Genomic DNA, 15,324 nt, shown 5'->3' with positions numbered 1-15,324 from the left:
GAATACTGTTATTGCAGGCTTTATGGTATGCGGTTTTCCTCCGATTCTGTTGCCGGCTTCCTCCTAATCGTCATCATGGGTCTTTTCAGCTTCAGTCTCCGGGGATCATTAAATTTTATTTTTTAATATGTCTAAATATTTTTTCATATGTGCGGACTTTTTCAATATATGTGCAGATCTTTTTCATATATACGCGGAGTTTCTCATTTTCAGGTTCATCAACCTTTATACGGGCTTTCGAGAACTTCCCTTATCCTGGCTGCGGTCTTTGGGCCTATTAGTTTTACTTTCTTGAGTTCTTCCGTATCAGCCTGCAGGACTGCCTTTACGGAGCCGAAGTGCAAAAGGAGGTTTCTGGCGGCTTTCGGCCCTATATTCGAAATTGAAGAAATAAGATATTCCTGCTGCTCGACAAGAGTGCTGGCAGATTTCTTCCCGTGCGGGTTGATTTCACGTTTGTTCTCTGTCTGCTCGCGTTTTGCAAGCACCTTTAAAATAGAAGCTGTTTCTTCCTCATCCCGGGAATAGAGAATGGATACCCCAAAATCGATTGCAATGGACACGAGTGAACCATAAATGGCATTCGGATTGATCTGCCTGGAAGTGAAAAGATCTTCCCCTTCAATGATCAGGACAGGTTTTTCATATACTCTCGCAAGGTCTGAGAGCTGGGCAAAAAGGTTGCGCTTTCCGTCGATCAGGGAACTTGTAAAGTCATCCGTGCGCTTTCTTTCCACAGCAAGGCGGTCGCTTACCACATAGTCCCCTACTTCAAGCGCCGCAAAGCTGAGTTCCATGCCGAGCCTGTCCAGGGTTTTTGCAACCCCGCTTTTAGTCTCCCTGTGGTCTATCACTATTCTGAGGGATTCGCTTGCGTTTTCTTCGGATGCGGTTCCGAAATCCACAAGGGTTTTTTGCCTCTCTTTTGCGTTTATATCAGCTTGTTCATTTCCGCTCTTCTTGCCATCCCCGTTTACGCCTATTTCAGGATATGAGCTTTTTTCCGAGTATAGATCTGTTCTGTTCTCGAAACTGTCCCCTTCTTCATCCTCTTCTTCTTTTTCAATTTCCATTTCCATTTCTTCCTTTTTCAGTTGCGGGGCTGAAGTACAGGGCAGGTTTTCGAAATCCGAAAGTGCTGCACTCTTTTTTGAGGCCTTTAGGGTGAGGGCGCTTTCAAGCCCGTGCATGCTGTTAAGCATCCTTTTTTCCTTATTTTTGCTGCTCCAGTAATAGGCTTCGTCCCGCGTGCCCTTTGTCACAAGCACAATTACTCGGCCTTTTTGCTGCCTGCCGGTCCTGCCCTTGCGCTGGATGCTGCGGATTTCCGAAGGAATGGGTTCGTAAAATAACACCATGTCCGTTGCGGGGATATCGAGGCCTTCTTCAGCAACTGAAGTGGCTACTAGGACATTGTATTCTCCTGCCCTGAACTTATCCAGGATTTCCGCCTGTTGCTTCTGCGTAAGCCCTTTGTCCTTATTGCGCGAACCCTGCCCTACAAAACGGATCGGAATAATTCCGGAAACCCCGGAAAGGGCATTTGCCACTATTTCGGCAGTATCCCTGTAGTTCGTAAACACAATTACCCTGGAATCGGGGTTTTCCTTCAGCTGTTCGGATACGATCTTCCGGGCAAGCTCGAGTTTGGGATGCTCAATGTCGCATTCCTTTACCCTGTACAGGGCTTTTCTCATGTAAAGGTCGTCCATGAGCCTTTTTGCAGCCTTGCTCGCATTTTTTGAAGAAGCTTCCGCATCCAGTTTTTCCAGGTACTTTCTGAGAGTCTCAAGTCCCTGAGTCTCCACCATTTCCACTGCATGGTTTACTTTCATCATCTCGGCGACCACAGACATAGCAGAGAAAATCGCAGGGTCTCCTCCAACACGGATTTCTCCTTGAAGCTGTTTCTGAAGAAGCAGGAGGTCTTTTTTGGAGATGTATTTTCCACCGCCTGCGGAAAAGCCAAGATCCCTTATGATTCTGAGCCGGTCATCGAGGATCTTTTCCAGATAGCCCCGAATTTCGGCCATTTCGGCAGGGAGCTGGACCTGGAGCCACTCTATTTCTTTTTCCTGGACATAAGGGCGAACGTCCCTGTCTTTCTCGGTTTTCACAGCTACGTTTTCAACGTGCAGAGCCTGGCAGACCTCTGCGATTTTCTCGTCCGAGCTGCCCGGACTTGCGGTAATTCCGAGTATATGGGGATTTTTTGCGCTCTCAAAGTACTTTTCCGCAATAAAGGTATAAGCGTAATTTCCAACAGCCCTGTGGGCTTCATCAAAGGTGATGTGGCTTACGTCCTCAAGGCTGATCCTTTTCGTAAGAAGGTCGTTTTCGATCACCTGGGGAGTGGATACTATTAACTTTCCCTGTTCCCAGAGCTTTTCCCGTTCAGCCGGGGCAATGCTGCCTGTAAAAGCCAGAATCTCTTCTTCGGGAAGGGCCATCACCTTTTTGAAAAAAGCAGCATGCTGGTCTACAAGGGGTTTTGTAGGCGAAAGGATCAGGGCTTTTCCCCCGAAACGCTGGAGTCTGGAGGCAATTACAAAAAGAGCTATTATAGTTTTTCCAAGCCCCGTGGGAAGCACGACAAGGCTTGACCCTTCAAGAGCTTTTCCTGCAAGGTTAAGCTGGTAAAGCCTCTGCTCAACTGTGTCGGGCTTAATCAACGGATGCTTCATGCATGCCGGTTTCTCAGGAAAAAGACTCTCGTTCATTTTGGTTCAGGTTTTTTTTGTCTCAGCCTTGTTTTTTTCAAGGTTGTTTTGTTTCAGAGCTTTATTTCAATTATAAAAAAGTAATAAAAAATTAAATATTTTGCTGTAGGCTTCTCAGCCCGCAGCTCAGGAATTAAGTAGGATCCTTAATTCCTTAATTTTAGAAGTTAAAGGGCTTACCTGCGGATTCGAAATCCCTGCCCCTGTAGATCAGCTCATAGAGCACGTTTTCGATCCCGTTGATCGGAGCCCGGACCTGGCGCATGGAGTCCCTGTCCCTGATTGTGACAGTCCCGTCCTGAAGGGTGTCATAGTCCACGGTTACCGAGTAAGGAGTCCCTATTTCATCGTTTCTCCTGTAGCGGCGCCCGATAGTCCCGGAGTCGTCGTAATTGACAAGCAGGGTCTTTTCCCTGAGTTTTGCAACAATCTCCTTTGCCGGGTCTGCAAGCTCTTTTCTTGTAAGGAGCGGAAGAACTGCTACCTGCACGGGAGCAACGGCGCTTGAGAAGTGCATGATAAGGCGGGCTTCCTCTTCGCCTTCTCCTTCGCTTTCACCCTTTGCTTCTCCGGATCCTTCTCCTGCATCCTCTGTCCCTTCTGCTTCTCCTGCACCTTTAAGTCCGGATTCGGCTGCTTTCTGGGCAACGATTTCTTCGTCAAAGGCATGTTCCATGACCCCGTAGAAGATCCTGTCTATCCCGTAGGAAGGTTCAATCACGTGAGGAATGACGTTTTCTCCGCTGACTTTTACGGTCTCCTCGGCAAAGTCCACAATGTCCGGACTGACAGTCAGCTCTTCTCCGTCCACGGTGACCTTTATCTGGTCTTTTGAGAGCTCTTCTTCCGAAAGCCGTTTTAAGGCTTCCGCAACGGCTTTTGCCTTTCCCTTGAAGAGGGGGCCGAGTTTACCCATGTTCGGTTTTACGACAAAGCGGGTAACCATTTTGGGCTCGTCGTATTCCACATAAACGTAGAGATCGGTTTTGCTGACCCTTGCGTGGGCTTTGAGATCGTAATCCGTCCTGTCGGCGATGCCCACGATCTCGACCCAGCCGAAGCGGTCCGTTTCGATCTCGGCGTCCCAGCAGTCGATTGCATAATGAGCCATCTCATCTGTCAGGTGCTGCCTGAACCTGAGTTTTGCAGGGTCGATCCCTACTTTTGTCAGGAACTCGTTTGTGAGCGCGATGTTGTAGCCCAGAATCTCATGGGCGATGACACCGGTCTCTACAGCCTCCCTCACGGTCAGTCTGACAGGTTCGCCCGTCTGCTGGGCTGCCTGCGAATAAAGAACAAGCTCTTTGTCTGCGAAGCGCCCGAAGTTGGGATGTTTCTTGTTCCTGGGGTCAACGAAGAGCTCACACTCAGCCTGGGTAAACTCCCTGAGCCTTATCACACCCTGCCTTGGCGCAATCTCGTTCCTGTAAGACTTGCCGATCTGCACTGCTCCGAAAGGCAGCTTATCCCTGTAGAAGCGGGACAGCCTCTGGAAGTCCACGAACATCCCCTGCGCCGTCTCCGGCCTGAGGTATCCCTGCCTTCCGGTCCCGGGCCCTATTGTGGTCTTGAACATCAGGTTAAATTCATAAGCTTCCTCGAACTCTCCGCCGCACTCGGGACACCTGATTTCTTTTTCCCTTATAACTTTCGTAAGTTCTTCTGCGCTCAGCGTCCCTGCCGCTTCAGTTACGTTTTCCACAAGGTGATCAGCCCGGAATGCCTCTTTACAGTTCATGCACTCACACAGGGGGTCAGAAAAGCCTCCGACGTGCCCGGATGCAATAAAGACCTCTTCAATCCCTATGGTCGGGCACTCGATTTCCATATGCCCTTCCTGGATAACGTAAAACTCTCTCCAGACCTGCTCAATCCGCCTCTTCAGCGTGCTCCCGAGCGGCCCGTAATCATAAAATCCCCGGCTTCCGCCATACAGCTCAAAGGAGTTCCATAAAAAGCCGCGGCGTTTTGCCAGCTCGAATACTTTCTCGTATTTGTCCATTTTATAAATCCTCGTAAAATTGATCGGGGGGATATAGGGTAATTGTGAATTTTTGACTTGTTCGAAATAATAGATGGATAAAGGAAATCATTATATTAAATTTGCACTGCTCTGAGATGACGAGAGGGTTGAGGGGGGATGGAGGATTTCGGAGATAGAGGTTTCGAAAATGAAGAATAACAAAAAGCTAAATTGGGCTAAGTAAGAATTTGAAATATTTATTCAAAATCGTATAACTTTTTTTGCCCTGAATAATCTAATATCGTTTTTTGTCTTGATTCGATCATTCGATCTGAAAAAGAGATTTCAGTAGAACAGTGATGACATACCTTTGTTTCTTTTTTGTCCCAGTCTCGCAGTAAAGTAGCTTTGCAACGTGGACAAAATTTGAGTTTTGTATCTATAAATTTCTCAAGTGAAGTTTCAAACAATACATACTTTGCTACTGTAATGTCATTGATGCAATATTTGTTGACAGGTTTGTTTCTTCCCTTTTCTTTTCCGATATTCTCGATAATCCCAAAATTTCTCCATGTATTCATTTTAGACCGAACAGTTTCTTGCTTGCATTTGTAAACGTCATTTGCTAAGTAATTTATAGTAAACTCAATTTGGCCAATTTTTCTCAAATCTCTTATTATGTTTATATCCAGAATTTCATTTGTGTTTTTCTTAGAGCGTGTCTTAAAATTATTCTCCTTCTCTTTAATTCTTGATATTAGCGATTCTTTTAATCATTATTCTGATCATAGCCGCATATATCAATGCTTGACTTGATTCTGTTAATCCTTCGTAGTCTTTACTTAACCTTCGATATCTACCTAGCCATCCAAACGTCCGCTCTACTATCCATCTATGTGGAAGTACTTGAAATTCTTTGATATTATCTCTACGCTTAACTATTTCTAGTACCCATCCACATGTTATCTTGACCCACTCAATCAGTTTACCTGAATAACCAGCGTCAGCCCAAATAAGCTGTAATCGAGGGAATGCTCCATTAACTTGTTCCAGAACAAGTCTAGCACCATCTCGATCCTGGATATCTGCTGTATGAACCACAACCATCAACAGTAACCCTATTGTATCTACCAGAATGTGACGCTTTCTCCCTTTCACTTTCTTGCCAGCATCATACCCACGGACTCCTGGAGTTTCTGTGGTTTTAACAGATTGGCTATCTAAAATTGCAGCACTTGGCTCTGGTTCTCTACCATATGCAATTCTCAGTTCTATTCTCAGAACAGTATTGATATGTTCCCAAATTCCATAAATACGCCAAAGACGAAAGTAATGGTAAACAGTTTTCCAGGGTGGAAATTCGTGAGGTAGCATTCGCCAAGCACAACCAGAACGTAACAAATAGAAGATAGCATTCAATATTTCTCGATAAGAATGAACACGTTTTCTACCTCGATTTGTTTTGAGATCAGGAAAATAAGGATTAATTATTTTCCATTCTCTGTTGGATAAATCACTGGGATAAGGAAGCCTTATAGATCGTTTTGACATCGAAGAAAAACCAAGAGAAAAGGATTATTTAATTTTAAGACAGCCTCTTAGATCTACTCAATCCTATCGTTTCCTTTTGTCCTCAACCGGATTTGCGCTTAAGTTTCGCTTTGCATGTATCATGCAGGTTGGGAATTAACACCCATCGTTGCCTTCTTTTTTCGACCTCGGGTTCGTAAATTCTATCCTGTTTTCGTTGCTATCTTCTTTTACTATTAATATTCAGCTTCTTTTTCCTAATTTTTGATCAAAAGGTTCATTGGAGGGTCTGGATATTATTTGAGTGATCATATAAAATTCTCTTATACAAGCTCAACAACTTTTAATATGACAAGCTTCTAAAGCTAGAGTCGGTGGGGTTAAGTAAGGCATTTTCAATATGGGGATGCCTCTTTGAGATTACGTCGGATAGTGTATACTATGAAGGATGCCTTTAAACAGAAGGCTCCTTTTTGAGACTATGTTGGAATATATCTCACGCAGGGTATTTTCAAACAGGGAATATTCTGAGTCAACGTCTGATGGAATACATTATCAGTGGGGTTATGACAAAATGTTAGCAAAAAGTTTACACGAAATTGTAAAAACCGTATTGGAAAAGAAAAATTTACATCCGGAAACGATTGTGGAGATAGGGGAATGGCTTCACAGTCTGGAGTTTCTAACAATGAAGGTGATAATGTTCTCTTTAAGTGTTTATCACCTGTATGAATATACGGTTAAACATGTGCTTTAAAGCTGTACTTTAAACTCACACTTTAAAGCTGTACTTTAAACCTGTAATTTGAAAGTGCGGCCAATATGGGTCCGCATGTTCGCCTCCTTTAGAGTTTGAATTGAAAAAAAATGCTTCTACTGAAACAGAATGTTTCGGGTTAAATCTGAGGTGGACCCGTGGGATACTTCAAGTCTGGCCTCAAAATGCCTGGGGTTGAAATAATCAACACAGGGTGGATCAAGCACCCTCTTCCAATACCCCGCCTGTTTCAAAAATCCTCAGGTGCAAAAAGCGAACCGGAATTAAATAACCAGTTGATAGCCATAAGAGGAAGCATTCCCAAACCAGAAGAAGTATCAAGATCAAAATCAGATCAAAAATAAACATTCTAACTAAAAGAAAGCATTATCAAACAAAAAGAAGCGTTATCAAATCAAAAAGAACCAGGGCTTGCAAATGTTAAACAAACAGCCCTGTGCTTTATTTTTTACTCTGGTATTTTTGAAGTTACATTTTTTGCTCTTAATTTTGTGTTCTTGTTTATCCTGTACTTTTGTTTAAGCTTACGCTCTATTTCGTTCCTGTTTAATCTTATTTTTTGTTTCGTGTTTTACCTTTCTCTTTCAGATCGGCACAACTTTCCTTCCGTATGCATCATTCAGCACTTCTCCAAGGGCGGTGTAAAGGGACGAAAGGCCCAGGAGCAGCCCCACATAGCCGGCTACGACAAGCAGGCCTGCGTTTTCCGTAGCGTTTACAATAGCCAGGAGGATGAACAGCACGAAGAGGGTCAAGAATACGAACATTATGGCTTTGCTGCCCAGCTTCAGAGTGGCTATAAGCATTACGAAAGTATAAACTCCCCAGAAGAAAAGGTAGGCTGCAAGCGACATAGGCTCCGGGCCTTCGATCCAGCCAATTGCGGGCAGGAGTATAAGACCTGCAAGGGAGAACCAGAACAGTCCGAATGCGCAGAAGGCCGTGCCCCCGAAAACGCTTCCCTTTTTCCAGGCCATTAAGCCCGCAAAGACCTGGGCAAAGCCGCCGAGGAATATTGCCATGGACACTATCATCGAGTCCACAGGGTAAACACCTATATAACTAAGGCTCAGGAGGGTTGCTGAAAGGCCAAGTCCCGTAAATCCCAGAGGTGAAGGGTTTGCGGTTTTGTCCCTTACATGTACATGTGTTATTACTTCCTGTGCTTCTACCATCAATATCACTCCCCGGATTTTCTCCGGAATTTTAATGGAAATACTTAATTCAATAGAGATTTTTAATTTTGATTTTGATTATAACAAGCATCGGCACTACTGAAAGATCCTGCACTGGACCTTTTGATCCATGAATATGATGAAAAGAAAAACAATTCGGGACAATTCTCTTTCTTATTCCTTTTGTCATTCTTTTTGTCATTCTTTTTGTCATTCTTTTTGTGTCGGAACCTTCCGATTTGTTCCACCCCCGAAAATATTATTAGAAAATATATTGCTCCATATATATTATTCTTATTTTTATAATAATCTTAACATAGAATCTCCTCCTTCGTTTTTTCATTCCATACAGCCTTTTTCCATTAATTTTAAATCATCCTGAAACTTATGGGAAAACAGATGGCCCCCAAAATTCTTGTTACCAATGATGACGGTGTTTATTCCACAGGTCTGAAAGCCGCCTTTGACAGCGTTTCAGACCTTGGAGAAGTTACGATTTCGGCTCCTGCTGTCCAGCAGAGCGGGGTCGGACGTTCGATTTCTATCTTTGAGCCCCTCCGGATTACAAAAACCGATGTAGGAGGCGTACCTGCATATGCTGTGGGCGGGACTCCGACGGATTCCGTAATTCTGGGGATCTTTACAGTCCTCAAGCAGATGCCGGACCTTGTGCTCTCCGGCTTCAACATCGGAGAAAACATCAGCACGGACACGATCACAACCTCCGGGACCATAGGAGGAGCCCTGGAAGCTGCAAGCTACGGGATTCCTGCAATTGCCGCCTCCATGCAGGTGCTTGACGAAGGCCAGAAGTTCGATGACCCCAGGGACTACCACAGGGAACGCTTCGAAGCCGGGATCAAAATCGTGAACAGAGTAGCCCGAAATGTCCTCAGGCATGGCATGCCCGAAAATGTGGATCTGTTAAACATCAACATTCCCTACCATGCCGAAGAAGACACCCCCATAGAAATAACCCGCCTGGCGCGGAAGGTCTTCAAGACTGACGTAGAAGAGCGGCGGGACCCGAGAGGCAGGCCCTACTACTGGATTGCAGGAGACCTGATACGGGAAGAAGAAGAGGGAACTGACGTGCATGCTGTCATGCAGAAAGGGCACGTTTCCATAACGCCTATTTCCCTGGACTCAACAGCAAGAATAGAATTCTTGGAGATCGAAAAATATCTCTGAGAGCGGTAATCTAAAACAGCGATCCAGAACAGTGATCCAGAACAGTGATCCAGAACAGCGATATGATTCTGGATAAACCTGTTTAAGATAAATTCGCATGAAAAAAGAGAATAGAATCCTTTGCGGATAAATATCGCCTTTTTATCCAGAAAAAAGTTTTTTGTTCTTTATTCGCACTTTTTTCTTAGTTTGATTCATCCTGTTCTATATGGATGGATATTTCCTTCCAATCGCTATCGATTGTGTGAAGAGTTTCAACCATTGCCTTAACAACATTTCCTACGATTTTCTGGACAAATTCGTTCATCGGGATTTTTCTGCCGTCTACCATAAGTTCAATTTTCATTTTTTTCCTCCTATTATGGGTCTTTCTTTTTTCTTCTTTTTTTCTTCTTTTTTCTCGCTTTTTATTTTGTGCTCTTCTTCACTACTTAATCACTTTTTGATATCGCTTTATCTTGCCTCTTCTCCAAGTTTGTGACTCCTCTAATCGGAATATAGTAAGGTTTTCTCCGGCTTACCGCGAGTCTGAGCAGTTTTTCTATCTCTTCGGGGCTCTTTGCTTCCCTGGCATCAACAAGGTTATCTTGTACAAGCAGGCAGGGCTTGAACTTTCCGTCGGCTGTGACCCTGAGCCTGCTGCAGTGGGCGCAGAACTCCGAGTTGTCCATTGGCCGCACAAATTCCACTTCAACCCCGTCGATAATGTATTTTTTCCGGTGGTGCAGATGCCGGACTCTTACCTCGCTTGCTCGTTCCTCAAGGCTTTTTTCGAGGGCTTTTGAGTCAATCGTGTACTTTGAAAGTTGCGGGTCAATGTTCATGAGCTCGATAAGCTGCAAGATAACTTTTCCTCTGTAAGGCCGGATAAACTCCATCATTGCATCGATTTCATTGTCATTTATGCCTTTCAGGAGCACCATATTCAACTTTACGGGAGTCAACCCGGCTTCAACTGCACTGTCTATTCCTTTAATTACTTTCTCAAGAGTGCCTGGGGGAGCTCCGGTAATCTTTCCATACTTTTCGGGATCAAGGGAATCCAGGCTCACGTTTACTCTGTCCAGGCCCGCAGCCTTCAGGGTTTTTGCACGCTTTTCAAGCAGGACGCCATTTGTGGTTGCCGAAACCTCTTTCAGAGGAGGGAGACAGGCAAGGATTTCCTCAAAATCCTTCCTGAAAAGCGGTTCTCCTCCCGAGAACTTCACTTTACGGACCCCGAATTTCGCTGCTTCCCGGACAATCCCGCAGATAAGTTCCGGGCTCATCTCATGTCCAAGCGGGCCATAGGAACAGCAGTCTGCTCCTTCATTGTGGCAGTAAATGCAGGAAAGGTTACACCTGTCAGTGATGGATATCCGAAGCCCGGTTACTTTGCGCCCGTAAGGGTCAACCAGAATTTTTTCTTCTTTTTCTTCCGGAAACAGGGAATTTTTTCCTGAGTTATTGTCCTTCATATTTCCTCGGCGTATTTATATTATCGAGGTAATAATATTTTTGGTAAAACTCTAATCAGTATCCTGATCTGGTCATCTGAAATTATCAAAAGTATCATGGCTAAAAAGAATATCTGCTAGCGGTATGTTTCAGCCAATATAATACATAATTACAGCTAATATATAAATTGATGGCGTATATTATTTCAGGAATTGGTGGAAGAAAAATACTGAAGTTTGATTCTTTATTCCGGCTTCCTTTCAGATAAACAGTTGCTGTTCTCCTTTACAGCCGAATTGATATATATTAATCTGTCCAATAGTTACCAAATGACAAAAGGAATACTTATCGCAGGAACCCATAGCGGAGTTGGAAAAACCACAGTCTCCATGGGTATTATGGCTGCCTTAAAGCACAGGCAGCTAAAAGTCCAGCCTTATAAGGTAGGACCGGATTACATAGACCCTTCCCACCACACAGCCATCTGCGGGCGTTCTTCCAGAAATCTGGACACCTACATGATGGGCACGGAAGGTGTGAGGCAGACAGTTGCCCGTACGTCTGCAGACGCTGATATTGCGGTCGTTGAAGGGGTCATGGGACTTTTTGACGGGATTGACTCCACGGAAATCGCAAGCTCGGCACATGTAGCCAAGACTCTGGATATCCCGGTGATCCTTGTTATCAATGTCCACGGCATGTCAAGAAGTGCCGCAGCCCTCCTGAAAGGTTATTCCGAATTCGATCCGGAAGTCCGGATTGCAGGCGTGATCCTGAATCAGGTAGGCAGCCCCCGCCATGTAGAACTTGTAGTCAATTCCCTCCCTGGCAACATTCCTGTTGTCGGCACAATTCCCCGAAGGAAAGAGATTGAAGTCCCTTCAAGGCACCTTGGGCTCTACATGGCGCATGAAAAGGACTACAACACTGCGGAAATGGCAGCTTTTATCGAAGAAAATGTTGACCTTGATGCAGTGCTTGACCTTGCCGAGCCCTGTTCGGTTCCGGATTTCGAGGAAGTCCCGCAGATCGGGGCAGACCTCAGGATCGGGGTTGCCTGGGATCCCGCTTTCTGTTTCTACTATCGGGATATGTTCGATGCTTTCAGGGATCATGGAGCCGAAGTTGTGTTTTTCAGCCCCATGGAAGGAGAAGTCCCTGATGTGGACGGGATTTATTTTGGAGGTGGCTATCCCGAACTCTATGCAGAAGTCCTTGAAAGTTCGGAAACCACCCGGAAACTTAAAGGGCTTGCAGCCGACGGCCTGCCCATCTATGCGGAATGTGGCGGTCTGCTCTATCTCTGCGGAACCTATGAGGTTGATGACAGGACTTATAAACTGGCTGATGTCGTACCGGCAAATACCCGCATGACAAACCGGCTGAAAGCTCTCGGATATACCGAAGCCCGCCCCCTTGACAAAAACTTCTCTTCGCATAATATCCGGGGTCACGAATTCCATTACTCTATCACGGAATGTGACAGAGATGCCATATTTGCATACGAAATGGTCCGCGGAAAAGGCATACAGGACGGTTTTGACGGACTTCGGGAATACAACACCCTTGCAGGGTATATGCACTCCCATCCTGCCAGCTTCCCGGTAGATAAGTTCGTGGGAAAATGCAGGGAATACAAAAGAAGATAAATGTTCAGGACTTAGATAAGGTTCAGGAGCTTATGCAGTTGAAGCAGTTATGAGAGAGATAAAAATACCCTTTTCAAATCTCTCTTTTTACTGGCTATCATCCTTACCTTTTAATTGGTTAAAAAACTCGAAATTCAGCTCTTTATAGAATTCAGCCCTTTAAATGCAGCGAGATTTTGCATTAAAGTGCTGTCCAGCCGCCATCAACGGTAATTATCTGGCCTGTAATATATTTTGATGCATCGGATGCAAGGTAAACAACGGTTGTATCCAGATCTCCGGACTGCCCTGCACGTCCCATCGGACACATAAATTCAATAATTTTTGAAAATTCCGAATCAGCAACAGCTCCTTCGGCCATTCCGAGGGCAAAATAACCGGGTCCGATCGCATTAACCGTAATGCCTTCTTTTGCCCATTCGGTTGCCAGAGCCCTGGTGAGCATCAAAACTCCGCCCTTTGTTGAGCAATAAGCTGTAACCGGTAGTCCTTTCATTGACACTGTCGAGTGAATCGATCCGATGTTAATGATTCTTCCATATTTTTGCTTTAACATTACTTTCCCGACTTCGCGGGCAAAAAAATAAACACCATTCAGGTTGGTATCAATCATATTGTGCCACATTTCGTCAGTTGTTTTGTCCGCAGCCTCAACAAGTCCGAGGCCGGCATTGTTTACAAGGATGTCAATTCTGCCGAAGCCTTTTTCTACCTGCTCCACAGCATTCTTAATCTGTTCCGTTTGCATCACATCGCACAGGTAATAGCGGCAGGTTACTCCAAGTTTTTCAATTTCCTTCTGTACTTCCTTTAATTTTTCTTCACGGCGTGCAACTATAGCAATATTTGCGCCTTGATTTGCCAGAGCTCTGGCAAATTCTACTCCTAGACCTGAGGAAGCACCTGTTACAATAGCAACTTTTCCCGTTAAATCAAATAGATTTTTCATTTCCCAATCCTCCTTATTTTTCCATTACATTTTATTCCTTGATTATTTTAAATATTTGTATGTTAAACTGTATATGCTATCATCGAATTTGATACTTTCAGTCTGCCAGGCTGAGATTAATAAATACCGAAGTAATTTTTAGGAACAGAGGTAATATGCTGGAATGGATACTGAGAGTGGATACTGAGAATGGATACTGAGAAGATTTGTTAAACAGGTTTTCACCATATATGAACAACGATTTGGAATAATGGTCAGCGTCCGGTATCGTGCTCACCACAAAAGGAGGGAATAGAATGAAATTTATATGCCCGCTTATTGCTGTCAACAATATGGAAATTTCCAGGAACTTTTACGAAAAAGTTCTCGATCAAAAAGTACAGTACGATTTTGGCGAAAACGTATCATTTGAGGGCGGTTTCGCGATACACTTAAAGTCTCATTTTTCAGACTTAATAAATATAGACAAAAACGATATCGTTCAAAAATCAAATAATTCTGAAATGTATTTTGAAGAAGACGATCTGGATAGTTTCCTTCAAAAGCTAAAAGACATTGATTCCATTGAGTATGTACACGGATTAAAAGAACAGCCCTGGGGACAGCGGGTTATCAGGTTTTACGACCCTGATATGCACATCATTGAAGTTGGTGAACCAATGGAAAGCGTAGTAAAAAGACTCCTGAGTGAAGGGTTGTCGGTTGAAGAAACTGTAAAACGCACCTCAATGCCGGAAGAATTTGTCAGGCAGTTTTATAACAGTCAATGAATGTCAGCCTGTATGCTTTTTTGAAATTCTTTATTTTGAATCTTTCTCAGGTGGCATTTTCCCTTTCATTTTTTCTTTCATTCTCCTTTTCATTCTCCTTTTTATTTTCCTTTTCATTCTCCTTTTCTTTTTTCTCTTCCCGTTCTCTTTCCTTATTTTTTATGTAGACTTTTTTCTCGTAATACCCCAGAGGATGGCTGATTTTCTCGCAGAGCCTGTCTTTTCCGACACAGTTGCCATAGGTCCTCATGGTGTCGCAGGCAGGGGGTTTGTATACATTCCCTGTGGCGCCTGCAATGTGCTCGATCTGGTAGAGGGTTTTTTCCGCATCAAAATCAGGAGAGATGTTGAAAAGGTTCAGGATTTCGTCCACGGACATCCCCACGCTCAACAGGAACGAGGTCATTGCAAAACGCATCGAATGGGCAAGGTTGACCCCTCCCTGTACGTTTGCAAGCGCATGGGAAATGCAGGGAGGAAAGAGTTCGGGCTCAACAACCCCGAAGTCCGTAGCTCCGAATTTCTTCTTCTGGACCTCAAACTGTTCCTTTATCTCGGCAACATGGGGAGCACAGAAACTGGAGACTTCGGGAGGGATTTCAGGAATAGGGAAGGACTGCTCGATCCTTTCCCGGACTGCCTCTTCAAGAAGCCTTGCAAACTCTTCCTTTGTTATTTTTATCTTCCCTGCCCTGAACTGGCGGTTTGTCAGTTTCCAGGAAGGGTCTTTGAGGGAATTGGAAAAGCGGATATAGTCCGTAAAGTGCATACTGAAATGGGAGTCCCTGATATCTGCCGAGATTCCGAAATCTTCCCCGAATTCGAGCAAAAAGTCCGGGGTTTCGTTCCTTAAAAAAGTGTAGGCCGCTTTAGCTTCTGCCAGAGCATAGCGCCGGGTAAAGAGCTGGTCATCCACGCAGGCGACCAGCATCCTGGCAAAGGGATAGGAAAGGAGTTCCGAGAGCACCTGGGCTTCCCCTGATACGGGGGACTTTTTTATTTCTCCTTCAAGAGCTTCTTTTACCCTTTCTATTCCGTGAGCTCTTGCGGTCCTGTAAGCCCGCGAATTGAGCAGGCTTTCCAGGGAAATTCCCAGGTTTCCGACATGGGTAGATGCTTCTGAAATAAATGGGTAATATGCAAGTTTTTCGGCCTGCATGCC

Annotated in this window: 14 protein-coding genes; 5 read left to right on the top strand and 9 right to left on the bottom strand. The window is 44.6% G+C overall.

Features of this window, described 5'->3' with window-relative positions; genetic code table 11:
• Window positions 1-218: 218 nt before the first annotated feature.
• The 4 genes from ACSAZL_RS20090 to ACSAZL_RS20075 form a co-directional block, all read right to left on the bottom strand.
• A complete protein-coding gene (locus tag ACSAZL_RS20090) occupies window positions 219-2,720 on the bottom strand; it encodes a DEAD/DEAH box helicase (RefSeq protein WP_440946335.1) in 2,502 nt (833 codons plus the stop codon).
• Window positions 2,721-2,880: 160 nt separating this feature from the next.
• Complete coding sequence (glyS, locus tag ACSAZL_RS20085; RefSeq protein ID WP_440946334.1) at window positions 2,881-4,722, bottom strand: glycine--tRNA ligase; 1,842 nt, start codon at window positions 4,720-4,722, stop codon at window positions 2,881-2,883.
• Window positions 4,723-4,940: 218 nt separating this feature from the next.
• Entirely contained in the window at window positions 4,941-5,351 is a 411-nt protein-coding gene (locus ACSAZL_RS20080) for a hypothetical protein (protein WP_440946333.1), read from the bottom strand.
• Between the two features lie 76 nt (window positions 5,352-5,427).
• On the bottom strand, window positions 5,428-6,234 hold the full coding sequence (locus tag ACSAZL_RS20075) for an IS5 family transposase (protein ID WP_440945022.1): 807 nt from the start codon (window positions 6,232-6,234) through the stop codon (window positions 5,428-5,430).
• A 460-nt stretch (window positions 6,235-6,694) separates the two neighbouring features.
• Between ACSAZL_RS20075 and ACSAZL_RS20070 the strand changes: the two genes are divergently transcribed.
• Window positions 6,695-6,970 carry a hypothetical protein gene (locus ACSAZL_RS20070; protein WP_440946332.1) on the top strand — a complete coding sequence of 92 codons (276 nt, stop codon included), beginning with the start codon at window positions 6,695-6,697 and terminating at the stop codon, window positions 6,968-6,970.
• Window positions 6,971-7,128: 158 nt separating this feature from the next.
• On the top strand, window positions 7,129-7,335 hold the full coding sequence (locus ACSAZL_RS20065) for a hypothetical protein (RefSeq protein WP_440946331.1): 207 nt from the start codon (window positions 7,129-7,131) through the stop codon (window positions 7,333-7,335).
• A 240-nt stretch (window positions 7,336-7,575) separates the two neighbouring features.
• On the opposite strand, the gene ACSAZL_RS20060 is transcribed toward ACSAZL_RS20065, so the two are convergent.
• Window positions 7,576-8,166 (bottom strand): acetate uptake transporter, encoded by a 591-nt coding sequence (locus ACSAZL_RS20060; RefSeq protein WP_440946330.1) that lies wholly within the window; start codon window positions 8,164-8,166, stop codon window positions 7,576-7,578.
• A gap of 387 nt (window positions 8,167-8,553) precedes the next feature.
• Here ACSAZL_RS20060 and surE point away from each other — a divergent pair, with 387 nt between their 5' ends.
• A complete protein-coding gene (gene surE, locus ACSAZL_RS20055; protein WP_440946329.1) occupies window positions 8,554-9,357 on the top strand; it encodes a 5'/3'-nucleotidase SurE in 804 nt (267 codons plus the stop codon).
• Window positions 9,358-9,541: 184 nt separating this feature from the next.
• On the opposite strand, the gene ACSAZL_RS20050 is transcribed toward surE, so the two are convergent.
• Entirely contained in the window at window positions 9,542-9,703 is a 162-nt protein-coding gene (locus ACSAZL_RS20050; RefSeq protein ID WP_440946328.1) for a hypothetical protein, read from the bottom strand.
• Window positions 9,704-9,788: 85 nt separating this feature from the next.
• A complete protein-coding gene (gene moaA / locus ACSAZL_RS20045) occupies window positions 9,789-10,814 on the bottom strand; it encodes a GTP 3',8-cyclase MoaA (protein ID WP_440946327.1) in 1,026 nt (341 codons plus the stop codon).
• Window positions 10,815-11,123: 309 nt separating this feature from the next.
• Here moaA and ACSAZL_RS20040 point away from each other — a divergent pair, with 309 nt between their 5' ends.
• Entirely contained in the window at window positions 11,124-12,443 is a 1,320-nt protein-coding gene (locus tag ACSAZL_RS20040) for a cobyrinate a,c-diamide synthase (protein ID WP_440946326.1), read from the top strand.
• A 181-nt stretch (window positions 12,444-12,624) separates the two neighbouring features.
• Here the strand turns inward: ACSAZL_RS20040 and ACSAZL_RS20035 are convergent, their stop codons facing one another.
• Entirely contained in the window at window positions 12,625-13,392 is a 768-nt protein-coding gene (locus ACSAZL_RS20035) for an SDR family oxidoreductase (protein WP_440946325.1), read from the bottom strand.
• A gap of 269 nt (window positions 13,393-13,661) precedes the next feature.
• Here ACSAZL_RS20035 and ACSAZL_RS20030 point away from each other — a divergent pair, with 269 nt between their 5' ends.
• On the top strand, window positions 13,662-14,162 hold the full coding sequence (locus ACSAZL_RS20030; protein WP_440946324.1) for a glyoxalase/bleomycin resistance/dioxygenase family protein: 501 nt from the start codon (window positions 13,662-13,664) through the stop codon (window positions 14,160-14,162).
• Window positions 14,163-14,208: 46 nt separating this feature from the next.
• On the opposite strand, the gene priL is transcribed toward ACSAZL_RS20030, so the two are convergent.
• Window positions 14,209-15,321, bottom strand: a complete 1,113-nt coding sequence (gene priL / locus ACSAZL_RS20025; protein ID WP_440946323.1) for a DNA primase regulatory subunit PriL — start codon at window positions 15,319-15,321, stop codon at window positions 14,209-14,211.
• Between the last annotated feature and the right edge of the window lie 3 nt (window positions 15,322-15,324).

This window comes from Methanosarcina mangrovi, assembly GCF_052057765.1.
Lineage (GTDB): Archaea > Halobacteriota > Methanosarcinia > Methanosarcinales > Methanosarcinaceae > Methanosarcina.
Note: the sequence above shows the minus strand (reverse complement) of the source record. Positions and strands in the feature narration are given on the sequence as shown.